A 12,476-nucleotide genomic window follows, 5' to 3' on the forward strand; every position below is an offset into this window, starting at 1 on the left:
ATGGAATGTACACGGGACTACAGTTATCTGTCTAAGTTGAATTGTCTAACAATAAAAGAAGTGTGCGGCATGAAGTCGTGTGAAGCACTGTTCACCTCATTAGTGATTGGACTGCCTCCAATATCCTTGACAATTTTCAACCTCATTTTGAGGCTGCTTCAAACGCCTCTGGGCTGACTCCTCCGAGGTGAGTGTCGCCTTGCTCGATTGTAGAATAATTCGATGTAATCAAACACGTCGGGGCGGATCATAAATTGACTCGCCATCGTTTTATACAAACTCATAGGCCACCACTGTACCGATTTAAATCTAAAAAATTGTATCTGTACCCTTAACTGTACCCAAGTCATACTACTTTTCAAGCAAAAAGGAGAGCAGTGATGGTAAGAAACGATTTATTGTTGGCAATTGTTGTCATGGCAATTTGGGGATTTAATTTCTCAATGATTAAATTGGGTATTACGGAAGTCAATCCATTAGTGGCGACAGCAGCCCGATTTACTTTAGCAGTGATCCCCGCGATATTCTTTATCCGCAGGCCGAATGTTGCTTGGCGTTATTTATTTGCTTATGGCTTAGTCTTTGGGGTCGGCATATGGGGAATGGCGTCTTGGTCAATCACAGCGGGACTTTCTTCAGGTATGTCTTCGGTACTACTTTCATCGAATGCGTTAATTAGTATGGCGGCTGGCGTATGGCTTCAAAAAGAGCACGTTTCAAAGCGCAAAATCATCGGTGCGGTGGCGGCACTCGTTGCACTTTTAATCTTGGTTTCAGCCACGAACGGCAACATAACGCCACAAGGTTTGATGCTGATTATGATTGCTGCAACGTCTTGGACCATAATGGGCATGATTGTCAAAGCATCGAAAACCACCCAAGCCTTTGCATTTAATGTTTGGGGAATGCTCTTTGCACCAATCCCTTTAGTGCTGTTTGCGATGAGCATTTACGGCTCGAACATCATATTCGAAGCGATTGCGGCTTGGGATATGAAAACCACTGTTGCAATTGTCTTTCAGGCCTATCCGACCACACTGTTAGGCTATTGGGTCTGGAATCGGCTACTGATCCGTTATCCACTCAGTATGACGGCTCCGCTCACTTTGCTCGTCCCTATATTTGCCTTAATTTCCGGCTATTTTATGTATGATGAAGTGCTAAGCCTTGCACAGGTTGTCGCGTGTATTATGTTTTTAGTCGGCATTGGTTTTATTGTTAAACCGGCTTCCACCCGAAAGTCACAACAAATACAATCTTCTCACAGCTAGCTCTTGAAAAAATGACCGCTCTATACTATTTGTTAGTACTGGTTTGATATGAATTTTATTAATAAAAATAATTCATCATATAAATAAGTCTGCACTGAGTAAGGCTTTAATGTTATTGCAGCTTTTACGGATGAACAGTTGGCTAAGGAGAAACAGAATGAACTTACTTAGTGTCAGAACGATAAGGGCCAGATATACATTTAATTTTTCGTTACTCAGTATTGTATTTCTCACCGTGGTGGTCGCAGCTTACCAATTGGTCAACTATATCCAGCATAATACGGGCCGCTATTCACAGGGAGCCAACTTAATTCAGAATGCTGACCGGGATCTCTATCAATCCCGGCTCGCACTCTCCACATTAATCTTTTCACCAGATAATCATGCTCAGGCGTCACTCAAAGAAGAAGTCCAGTCCAATGCAAAACAAGCATTGGAACGAATGCAAGCGTTTATGAAAATGACGAAAGATGAACCGGAAATTGTCAATTACCTCACCTCATTTCAACATTATTACCAACAATGGCACACTGGGCACACCGCGGTATTAAAAGCATTAGAGAGCCAACAGAACGACTTAGCGAAGAACCTATTTTTGACGAATAATGCTAACTCATTCAAAGCGTTGAGAAGTTTATATGACGGCTCTGAAGAATTGATTACTAAATATGCCACACAAGAAAAACAACAAATTGATCACCATGCTGAACAGTTCAAATTATTTGTCTCTATTCTTTCTGTCATTGTCTTGTTTTCAAGCCTGATGATGGCTTGGTTTGCTCCCAAAAAGATTTCCAATGCGATTAAGAAAATCACATCGGATATCCATCAAATCAGTCAGGGCGATGGTGATTTGACGCGACGGATTAATAGCCAGAAATCAGATGAAACGGGTGATCTGAGCCGTGAACTCGATGGTTTTGTTGATAAACTCGGGCATATCATCCGCCAAATCAGAACTGGGTGTGGCAGTATTCAGGACGAAATAAAAAAAATCAGCCACGCCTCAGCAGAATCATCTGCTCTTAGTGACAAAGAGGATCAATCGCTGGATATGGTCGTCACCGCAATTGAGGAGATGAGTTCAGCGACGAAAGAGGTTGCCCAAAATGCAGCAGAGACAGCCACACAAGTTGAATTACTTTCCCGGCTGGTTGATGACGGGGAAGCGTCCATTGTCAATTCAACCGAACGCTTACATAATTTAACCCAACAAATTGAACATGCCTCAATGGTCATTGAACGCTTATCTCACAGTTCTGAAAAAATTTCATCCGTTTTAGATGTCATTCTCAATATTTCCGAACAGACCAACTTATTAGCACTGAATGCAGCCATTGAAGCTGCCCGAGCCGGTGACCAAGGTCGGGGATTCGCTGTAGTCGCTGATGAAGTCAGAGATTTAGCCAGTAAAACGCAACTATCAACTGAGGATATTCGCCAGATGATCAATAGTCTGCAAAACGAAGTATCAGAAGCAGTTCAATCCATCAAAACGAGTGTCGATATTGCAAACAGTACCGAAACGCTGAATGCTCATACAAAAGATTTGCTCGATACGGTGAAATCATCTTCGGATCAGATTCAAGGGCTAACGTTGCAAACGGCCAGTGCAACGGATGAGCAGAGTCTGGTTGCCAATGAAATTAATACCAACCTAGCGAACCTCTCTGAGATGTCGAAACAGATCAGAAATATGTCAAATACGGTCAATCAGTCGGTACAAGATACGGTGACGGATCTTGAATCACTGGCAACACAAATTAAACGTTTTTCGGTGTAAGCCAGTGACCTGAAAGATGCATCAACATACTTTTCAGGGAGCAACCTCACCGATCAATTCAATCTTACCGGACAATAGCGGTCACAGCGAACAAGTGACACGCTCTCCTTGCGCTGCGAGAGAGCATGATATTGACCTCCCGCAAAGCCCCCCTCAATAGCCACCGAATGCGTTGATGATTTCATCATAATGGCTCATTTTTGGCCGCTCACTTTGTTCATTCAGCTTTACCGACTGTGAACAAAAGTTACAAAAGTACAAGATAGTTACATTAGCCACAGAATCAATCTTTCTTCGTCTCAGTGTTGATAGACTCGCCCCACAAAATCAAGAACCCACCCCCTACAGAAACAGAAAAAGGTGCAGGTAAGCTATGTTAACCAATAACTCTATCAACCCTACAGACAAGCGCATGATTCACATTATCTTTGCGCTTTCTGCGGCAGTGATTTTGCTCGCCACCATCCAAAATAAAATGCCAACGGGAATCATTGGCGCAATCGGTGTCATGGCCGTCGTCGGATATATTTTGAATGTTATCGGAGACAAAACACCCATTTTGAACCAATTCTTTGGTGGCGGTGCCATTGCCATTATTTTTGGTTCTTCTTATCTATTCCACAGTGATTTCATGCCGCAACAGATTGCCGGCTCGATTACCACATTTATGAAAAGCGGTGGCTTCCTCTCTTTCTTTATCGCCAGTCTGGTCACCGGCTCAATCTTAGGCATGGAGAGAGAAATCCTCAAAAAAGCCGCGCTCAAGTATATCCCGGTGATTTTCGGCGGGGTTATTTTTGCGTTTCTGTTTGCCGGACTCGTCGGCTTTATGGTCGGAGACGGCTTCTTCGATTCGATCATGCTGATTGCACTACCAATCATGGGTGGTGGTATGGGTGCCGGTGCAGTCCCTCTGGTTGAGATCATGTCCGGTAATACACCGATGACGGCTGCCGAACTGATGTCCAAAATGGTTCCGGCACTAGCTATCGGTAACGCAATGGCAATTGTTATTGCAGGACTGCTGAATAAATTAGGAACTATTTATCCGTCTTTGACTGGCAACGGTCAACTGATCCGGGGCTCACACCAGATATCTGTCGAAGACACCAGTGAAAAACCATCCGTGGATACATTAGGTATCGGTGCATTGCTGGCAATTACGATGTTTTTTGTCGGTACGATGCTCACCGAAGTGATCAGTATGCATACCTACGCCTTGATGATCTTGTTCGTTGCATTTGTCAAATTCACAGGAGTGATTCCCCGTGAACTCGAAAAATCAGCACACGCATGGTACAAGTTTGTGGTTGATAACCTCACACCGGCATTGTTAGTCGGTATTGGTGTCGCCTATACCGATCTCAATCAGATTGTGGCCTCATTGAGTGTTTCATACTTCCTGATGGTGTTGGCAACGGTTGTTGGCGCTGTGATTGGTGCTGCATTGGTTGGTCGACTGATGGGATTCTATGCCATTGAAGCCGCGCTGACTGCCGGTCTGTGTATGGCAAATATGGGCGGAACCGGAGACGTCGCCGTCTTGGCAGCGTCACGTCGTATGGAATTGATGCCGTTTGCACAGATTTCATCGCGAATCGGTGGCGCCTTTATGCTGATTTTAGCCACCGTAATTCTTGAATTATTGAAATAAGGGATAACGACAATCGTTCCAATAAAACATCGTTCCAATAAAACAATGACGATGCGTCACTGACGCATCCTTTGAAACAATAAACTGAGATTAAACATAATAATTGATAAGTGTCCGGAGCATGCTCAGCGCCGAGTCACGTTTAATCTTCAGACAATACTAAAAAAGCAATACTGTCAGCCCAAGGAAAATAAGCATTCACTTCAGAATAACAAGAATGCATCGGTATCCGACCCTCACGGGTCGGTATACCCACTTGTTTGATATGGAAAGTACTCCGGTACTTTTGAATTGATTATTTTTACACTTGGAGGATAGCTGTGAAAACTTTAACCACAGATATCGCAATTATTGGTGCAGGTGGTGCAGGACTGCGTTCTGCCATCGCGGCCACCGAAGCAAATCCAGAATTGGAAATCGCCCTGATTTCTAAAGTTTATCCCATGCGTTCTCACTCCGTTGCTGCCGAAGGTGGTTCCGCTGCTGTCATCAAAGAAGAAGACAGTTTGGACAACCACTTTAATGATACGGTTGGCGGTGGCGACTGGTTGTGTGAGCAAGATGTCGTTGAATACTTTGTTGCCAATTCAACCCGGGAAATGATCCAGATGGAGCAATGGGGCTGCCCCTGGAGCCGGAAAGAAAATGGTGAAGTCAACGTCCGCCGTTTCGGTGGAATGAAAGTTGAGAGAACTTGGTTTGCCGCAGATAAAACCGGTTTTCATATGCTGCATACCCTGTTCCAAACGTCGATTAAATATCCACAAATCAAACGCTTTGATGAATACTTCGTGGTTGACCTGTTGGTCGACAACGGTCAGGTGCAAGGTTTAATTGCCATTCATATGGCAGAAGGTGAGTTGGTCGCCATTAAAGCGAAATCCGTTATTTTAGCCACCGGTGGTGCCGGCCGTGTTTATCATTGTAATACCAATGGTGGCATTGTAACCGGTGATGGTATGGCCATGGCCTATCGTCACGGTGTCCCCCTTCGCGATATGGAATTTGTCCAGTACCATCCGACCGGTCTGCCCGGTACAGGGATCCTGATGACCGAAGGGTGTCGCGGTGAAGGCGGTATTATCATCAATAAAAACGGCTACCGTTATCTACAAGATTACGGCATGGGCCCGGAAACACCAGTCGGCGAACCAAAAAACAAATATATGGAACTCGGTCCGCGTGACAAAGTTTCGCAGGCTTTCTGGCACGAACAACAGAAAGGCAACACCATCGAACACCCACTCGGCGATGTCGTCCATTTGGATCTGCGTCATCTGGGTGCGGAATACCTGCATGAGCGTCTACCATTTATTTGTGAGCTGGCCAAAGCTTACGTGAATGTCGATCCGGTCAACGAGCCAATCCCAATCCGTCCGACGGTGCACTACACCATGGGTGGGATTGAAACGAACGGTCAGTGTGAAACACGGATCCAAGGCTTGTTTGCTGTCGGAGAATGCTCTTCTGTCGGTCTGCACGGGGCGAACCGTCTCGGCTCGAACTCACTGGCTGAATTCGTCGTATTTGGTCGCGTTGCCGGCGAACAAGCCGCAGAACGTACAACCACCTTTAGCGGCTGGAATGACGCTGCGATTGCCGCACAAATCAAGTCTACCGAAGACAGGATTGCTGCTCTGACGCAACAAGAAGGCGATGAAAACTGGGCCGATATCCGTACTGAAATGGGTCATGCCATGGAAGCCGGATGTGGGATCTATCGTCAGGAAGATCTGATGCAACAGACCGTTGATAAACTGGCTGAACTGAAAGCCCGTTATAAAAAAATCAGCATCAAAGACAAAGGCAAAGTCTTTAACACTGACCTCTTGTATGCCTTGGAAATCGGTTATGGTCTGGAAGTTGCCGAAGCGATGGTTCACTCAGCGATTCTCCGTAAGGAGTCCCGTGGGGCGCACCAACGTCTCGATGAAGACTGTACCGAGCGTGACGATATAAACTTCCTCAAACACTCACTGGCATTCTATCAAGAAGATGCAGCGCCTCGAATCGACTACAGTGATGTCACCATCACCAAGTCACAACCGAAAGCTCGTCTTTATGGTGAAGCAGCGGATCAAGCCGCAGCCGAAGAAGCCAAACAGAGCGCAGAGGAGAAATAATCATGGTCACCCAACGTATTCAAAAAGTGGACATTCTGCGTTATGACCCGGAAAAAGATGCGGAGCCTTACTTCCAGTCCTTTGACGTCCCTTTCAATGAAACCATGTCGATCCTCGACACGATTTCATATGTGAAAGATCATCTGGACAAGGACCTTTCCTATCGTTGGTCTTGTCGGATGGCGATTTGTGGCTCTTGCGGCATGATGGTCAACGGGGTACCGAAACTCGCCTGTAAAAGTTTTCTGCGCGACTACCCGAATGGCGTGAAAATCGAGCCACTGGCAAACTTCCCGATTGAAAAAGATCTGATTGTCGATATGACACCGTTCATCGAGCGTCTGGAAGCCATTAAACCTTATATCATCGGTAATGATCGTAAACCGGAAGACGGCACCAACCTGCAAACCCCGGAGCAAATGGCAAAATATAAACAGTTTGCCGGCTGTATCAACTGTGGTTTGTGTTATGCCGCCTGTCCGCAGTTCGGCCTGAATCCGGAATTTATCGGCCCGGCCGCCCTGACATTGGCGCATCGTTATAACCTCGACAGCCGTGACCATGGTCAGGCCGAGCGGATGAAACTGATCAATGGCGAAAACGGGGCTTGGGGTTGTACCTTTGTGGGTTACTGCTCTGAAGTGTGTCCGAAGAGTGTCGATCCGGCAGCGGCGGTCAACCAAGGTAAAGTGGCGTCGTCCATGGACTTTGTCATCGCGATGTTGAAACCTCAGGAGGCATAAAAGAGATGAGTAATCGTAAGCCCTATGTAAGAGAAGTGAAACGGACGTGGTGGAAAAGCAATCCGTTCTATCGCTTCTATATGATCCGTGAGGCAACGGTTCTGCCGTTAATCGTATTTACCCTCTTCCTCACTGTTGGTCTGGGATGTCTGGTGAAGGGGCCGGAAGCATGGCAATCATGGCTGGACTTTATGGCAAACCCGCTGGTGATTGTGATTAACATCATTGCGCTGATCGCCAGTTTGTTTCATGCCTATACGTTCTTTGGCATGATGCCGCAAGTGGTACCGATGCGACTGAAAGGCAAGTTAATCGATAAGAAAATTATCGTGCTGAGCCAATGGGTTGTCGTTGCTGTGATTTCTGCTCTTGTGCTCATCATCGTTTAAGGAGACACACATGATTAACCAAAATCCAAAACGTTCAGACGAACCCGTCTGGTGGAGCCTGTTCGGTGCCGGTGGCACATGGTTTGCCATGATTACCCCAATCACCATTTTTGTACTGGGGATCATGGCGCCGCTGGGAATACTTGATGCGGACGCCCTGAGCTATGATCGCGTTTTTAGCTTTGCGACCCATATCATTGGTGCACTCTTTGTGATTGCAACAATTGCACTCCCGATATGGCACGCAATGCACCGTGTTCATCACGGGATGCATGACCTGAAAATCCATACCGGTGTGGTCGGCAAAGTACTGTGCTATATCATCGCATTCGCGCTGTCAGCCATCGCGACTATTTTTATATTTATGCTGGGGTAATCCCCTCTTGTGACCTTGTTAACGCAGCCTGCGAGCACAAGGTCACCGACACATGCTAAAGAGATAATTACATGTTCTATATTCATATGCTGCTGCTGCTTACCATCATTTTTGTCGGTATCCGACATGGTGGTATTGCATTCGGCCTGTTGGGTGGACTCGGCGTCACCATTTTGGCCTTTGTATTCAAAGTGACACCGGGGCATCCTCCTGTCAGTGTGATGCTGATTATTCTTTCCGTGGTTGCTGCATCGGCGACACTGGAAGCAACCGGTGGTTTGAAACTACTGGTCAAATACGCTGAAAAATTAATGCGTAAACATCCCGGTCAGATCGTTTTTCTGGGTCCTCTATGTACTTATACCTTGACCGTTCTGGTCGGGACCGGCCACTCTGTTTATCCCCTTCTACCGGTCATTTACGATGTTGCCTATAAAAAAGGGATTCGTCCGGAACGCCCGATGGCAATCGCCTCTGTCGCATCACAAGTTGGTATTACGGCCAGCCCGATCGCTGCGGCTGCCGCTGTCGTCATGGCAACTGCCGTCGATAATCATTTGGACATCGGTCTGATCGATGTTCTGATTGTCACCATTCCGGCAACGCTGACCGGTTTGTTGGTTGCCTGTACTTGGAGCCTGAAGCGCGGTAAAGATTTAGATAAAGATCCTGAGTTTAAGGCGCGTTGTCAGGATCCTGAATTTGTTCAGGAACTTGCAGATAACAGTGCGCTGGAACAAGGCAACGACATTGACAAAAATGCGAAAAAAGGCCTGCTTATTTTCATGTTGGGGATTGCCACGGTCGTTTTTGTCGCCATGTTCGGCAAAAATCTCAACCTGCTTCCTCCGGGTGTGAAAATGTCCGTCGGTATTCAATTCTTGATGCTGGCTGTCGGGGCGATTATTTTGGTCAGCACCAAAGTGTCACCGAAGAAAATCGTTCACAGTAATGTTTTTATCGCCGGGATGACGGCTGTCATTATCATCTTCGGGATTGCGTGGATGAGTGACACCATTATCAGTTTTCATAAAACCTATCTGATTGATATGGTTCGCGATATTGTACACGCACATCCGTGGGCTTTTGCCATCGCGATGTTCTCGGTATCCATCTTCCTGAAGAGTCAGGCAGCCGTGTTGACCATCATGCTCCCACTCGGTTTTTCTTTAGGGATCCCACCGAAAGTGCTGATTGGTGTCTTACCCGCTTGTTACGCTTATTTCTTCTTCCCATTCTATCCAAGTGATCTCGCTGCGATTACCTTTGACCGTACCGGCACCACTCGTATTGGGAAATACGTACTCAACCATAGCTTTATCCTACCGGGATTCATCTGTGTGCTGACGTCAACCGTGGTTGGTTATTTCCTCTCAACCACCATTCACTGATTCGATTTTTCGCACTTCCCCGCTCCCGTACACCCTGTGTTGTACGGGAGCGGGCTCTCACTTCCCACCGACTTCTCTTCGCGCTTGTCTCACCGCCCTTCGCCCCATGATATAATGCCTCCGACTTGCTACCTGAGCGGCGTGAGCCGATTCACGAATCGCTTCTGACATTAAATCTATAAATATAAGCTTATGAAATTAAAGAGTTATCTGACTTTAATAACGATTGCAACCACCTCTTCGGTCGTGATCGTCATGACGATCGCGATATTGTATCTGTTACAGAATTCTTATCAGTCAGGTCTCGAAGCCCGAGGACTGGAACTCGCCCGTGTGATTGCCCATGACCCCAAAGTCATTCAGGCCCTGCGCTCGAAGGCAGCGCATCCGTCAACGGACACCATCCGCAATTATATTGAGTCGATTCGCTCTCGAACCGATGCCTCTTACATCGTGGTAGTTGATCAACAAGCCATTCGTCTCAGTCATCCGGATCAAAATCGGGTCGGCAAACATTTCATCGGTAAAGATATCAACCGGGTCTTACAAACCGGTCAATCCTACAGTACCGAAGCGAAAGGCTCTCTCGGGAAAGCGATTCGCAATTTCGTGCCCATTTATGATCACGGTAAACAAGTTGGTGCGGTGTGTATCGGTTACTTGTCTGAAAGAATTTCCGATATCATTTTCAGCCAACATGTCCATATCGGCTTATTGATCGCACTCATCTATCTGTTTGGTATGGGAACAACCGTGGCTTTTTTACTGAAGATGAAAAAGACATTTCTGGATTACGAGCCGGAATTCATCGTCAATAAATTTCGCGAACACGGCATGGTCTTTGACAGTATCCGGGATGCAATTATTGCAGTTGATCATGATATGAACATCACCATGATCAATAACAGCGCGATGAAACTCCTCTCGATGGGGGTATTAAGCCGCTATGACTACCAGCATCATCCACTTTCCCACTATTCCATCCCGCTCAGCCATTTGGTGCTGGAAAATCAGGGACGCTACCATCAGGAAGTATTCAGTATTGGAAAAATCAAATACCGGGCTAATCTTTATCCGATAAAGACCGCCAAAGGCTTGATTGGTCATGTCATTGTATTCTTCACCAACCTGACCCCCAATGAGCTGGAAAAAGAAATTACCTATCTGAAAAACTATGCTGAACTGCTCCGCAGCAAAACCCATGAATATTCGAATAAGCTCAATGTGCTGTCGGGGATGCTGCAAATTGGTAAATATGAAGAATCCATTGATTTTATTCAGCAAGAAACCGATCGCTATCAGGCGGTCATCAACCATATTGTGTTGAGTGTGTCAGACAGTGCGGTGGCTGGCCTGTTACTGGCTAAATTTAACAAAGCATCCGAAATGGGGGTTAAGTTTACCATCGACGTTGATACGACATTGGCAAGTTATGCCAAACAAACGTCTGAAAAACTAGTGACGATTATTGGTAATCTAGTAGATAATGCGCTGCTGGCCGCTTGGCAAAACCGAGGCATGGTGAAACCTGAGGTCACCGTTTACCTCAGTGATCGCGGTAGACACATCATGCTGGAAATACAGGATAATGGGACAGGCGTCCCCAATGAAATCGCAGAGCATATCCTTGAGTTTGGTGTCAGCTCAAAGCAGGAAGATGAACAAAATGGCGTTGGCCTGTACCTTGTCAAACAGTTGGTCGATTACTTTCACGGCAGCATTGACTGGGAACGCACTGAACAACATACCACTTTGTTCAGTATCTATTTAGAAAAGAAAGAAGAGGCACATGACGATGAAGACCCGAGTAATGTTGCTTGAGGACGATATTCGAGCCAGCTACACCTTGGAATCAACGATCAATCAACACCCTCATTTTCAGGTCGTTGCTGTCAGTGAAAGCTGTGCCGATGCACAAATCCAGTTTAATGCATTTCAACCACAACTCGTGTTTGTTGATATTACGCTCCCCGATGGCAACGGTCTGGCATTGATTCAGCAACTTCGTCAGCAAGCAGCCGACTGTCACTTCATCATGACGACTGCTGAGCGTGAAACCACAACCGTTGAAAAAGCTGTCCAGCTCGGGGTTATCGACTATCTGGTGAAACCGATCCGCATGTCGCGTATTAATCAGGCACTTGATGATTATATTCAATATAAACAAAAGCTTATCAGCAATTCAACCGTTGACCAGGATGACATCGATCAGTTACTTCGTAAATCCCCCATTCAGCCAGTTCGTCAGACCCCAAAGGGGATCGATGCAACGACACTGGAATCATTGAAAACGTTACTTTATCAGGAGCAGTTACACGATTTTTCCGCAGATGATATCAGCGAACGCATGAGTTTCAGTCGTATTACCGCCAGACGCTATCTGGAGTATCTTGAATCTGAAGGCGTGTTACGCCTGGTACTTAACTACAATACCGGCGGCCGGCCAAGGCGTCTGTACCAGATGGTAACATAGTGCCCTGCCTCCCCCGAACATGCAGTATTGATGCCCCGAAAAGCTCGATAATGTCTGACATTCACGCTAAAAGTGCTCTATGCTTATAATCAGGCTGTTTTTACGTTTACTCAGATAACGTCTTAAGCGGAAAAACATGCTCATACGATTGAGTATACAACATAAAATATTTACTGAACGCCCCAAGAAGTACCGCTAAGAGATTGTCATAAAAAGAAAAACTATGTAACATTTCATCAAATTACGTGGTATGCCCATCGGGGGCTGTTGGAC

General features: G+C 46.2%; 10 protein-coding genes and 1 pseudogene. 10 read left to right on the plus strand and 1 reads right to left on the minus strand.

Annotated elements, in window-relative coordinates; all coding sequences use genetic code 11:
- Positions 1-142: 142 nt before the first annotated feature.
- Positions 143-245 (minus strand): annotated as a pseudogene (locus tag OCU60_RS11430) (IS3 family transposase); the annotation flags it as partial.
- 135 nt (positions 246-380) lie between these two features.
- Here OCU60_RS11430 and OCU60_RS11435 point away from each other — a divergent pair.
- From OCU60_RS11435 to OCU60_RS11480, 10 genes are all read left to right on the plus strand, one after another.
- Positions 381-1,271: an EamA family transporter gene (locus OCU60_RS11435; RefSeq protein WP_074373267.1), complete on the plus strand. Its 891-nt coding sequence runs from the start codon at positions 381-383 to the stop codon at positions 1,269-1,271.
- A 157-nt stretch (positions 1,272-1,428) separates the two neighbouring features.
- On the plus strand, positions 1,429-3,054 hold the full coding sequence (locus OCU60_RS11440) for a methyl-accepting chemotaxis protein (RefSeq protein WP_074373266.1): 1,626 nt from the start codon (positions 1,429-1,431) through the stop codon (positions 3,052-3,054).
- 373 nt (positions 3,055-3,427) lie between these two features.
- Positions 3,428-4,708: a 2-hydroxycarboxylate transporter family protein gene (locus OCU60_RS11445; RefSeq protein WP_074373265.1), complete on the plus strand. Its 1,281-nt coding sequence runs from the start codon at positions 3,428-3,430 to the stop codon at positions 4,706-4,708.
- Positions 4,709-5,028: 320 nt separating this feature from the next.
- On the plus strand, positions 5,029-6,831 hold the full coding sequence (gene frdA / locus OCU60_RS11450; protein ID WP_074373264.1) for a fumarate reductase (quinol) flavoprotein subunit: 1,803 nt from the start codon (positions 5,029-5,031) through the stop codon (positions 6,829-6,831).
- Positions 6,832-6,833: 2 nt separating this feature from the next.
- Positions 6,834-7,574, plus strand: coding sequence for a succinate dehydrogenase/fumarate reductase iron-sulfur subunit (locus OCU60_RS11455; RefSeq protein ID WP_074373263.1), 741 nt, complete (start codon positions 6,834-6,836; stop codon positions 7,572-7,574).
- 5 nt (positions 7,575-7,579) lie between these two features.
- Positions 7,580-7,963, plus strand: coding sequence for a fumarate reductase subunit FrdC (gene frdC / locus OCU60_RS11460; RefSeq protein ID WP_074373262.1), 384 nt, complete (start codon positions 7,580-7,582; stop codon positions 7,961-7,963).
- 10 nt (positions 7,964-7,973) lie between these two features.
- Positions 7,974-8,339 (plus strand): fumarate reductase subunit FrdD, encoded by a 366-nt coding sequence (gene frdD, locus OCU60_RS11465; RefSeq protein WP_074373261.1) that lies wholly within the window; start codon positions 7,974-7,976, stop codon positions 8,337-8,339.
- Positions 8,340-8,410: 71 nt separating this feature from the next.
- The gene (locus tag OCU60_RS11470; protein WP_074373260.1) at positions 8,411-9,730 is read left to right on the plus strand and encodes an anaerobic C4-dicarboxylate transporter; all 1,320 of its coding nucleotides are present in this window, start codon (positions 8,411-8,413) and stop codon (positions 9,728-9,730) included.
- A 192-nt stretch (positions 9,731-9,922) separates the two neighbouring features.
- Positions 9,923-11,551: an ATP-binding protein gene (locus tag OCU60_RS11475; RefSeq protein WP_074373259.1), complete on the plus strand. Its 1,629-nt coding sequence runs from the start codon at positions 9,923-9,925 to the stop codon at positions 11,549-11,551.
- A complete protein-coding gene (locus tag OCU60_RS11480) occupies positions 11,526-12,203 on the plus strand; it encodes a response regulator (protein WP_228448866.1) in 678 nt (225 codons plus the stop codon). Before OCU60_RS11475 ends, OCU60_RS11480 begins: the two co-directional genes overlap by 26 nt.
- Positions 12,204-12,476 lie beyond the last annotated feature (273 nt).

This window comes from Vibrio spartinae (genome assembly GCF_024347135.1).
In the GTDB taxonomy this organism is placed as follows: Bacteria; Pseudomonadota; Gammaproteobacteria; order Enterobacterales; family Vibrionaceae; genus Vibrio; species Vibrio spartinae.

Coding starts and splice junctions, on each gene's coding strand:
- OCU60_RS11445 (WP_074373265.1), top strand. CDS start 3,428: ATGTTAACCAATAACTCTATCAACCCTACAGACAAGCGCATGATTCAC.
- OCU60_RS11470 (WP_074373260.1), top strand. CDS start 8,411: ATGTTCTATATTCATATGCTGCTGCTGCTTACCATCATTTTTGTCGGT.
- OCU60_RS11475 (WP_074373259.1), top strand. CDS start 9,923: ATGAAATTAAAGAGTTATCTGACTTTAATAACGATTGCAACCACCTCT.
- OCU60_RS11455 (WP_074373263.1), top strand. CDS start 6,834: ATGGTCACCCAACGTATTCAAAAAGTGGACATTCTGCGTTATGACCCG.
- frdD (WP_074373261.1), top strand. CDS start 7,974: ATGATTAACCAAAATCCAAAACGTTCAGACGAACCCGTCTGGTGGAGC.
- OCU60_RS11480 (WP_228448866.1), top strand. CDS start 11,526: ATGAAGACCCGAGTAATGTTGCTTGAGGACGATATTCGAGCCAGCTAC.
- OCU60_RS11440 (WP_074373266.1), top strand. CDS start 1,429: ATGAACTTACTTAGTGTCAGAACGATAAGGGCCAGATATACATTTAAT.
- frdC (WP_074373262.1), top strand. CDS start 7,580: ATGAGTAATCGTAAGCCCTATGTAAGAGAAGTGAAACGGACGTGGTGG.
- OCU60_RS11435 (WP_074373267.1), top strand. CDS start 381: ATGGTAAGAAACGATTTATTGTTGGCAATTGTTGTCATGGCAATTTGG.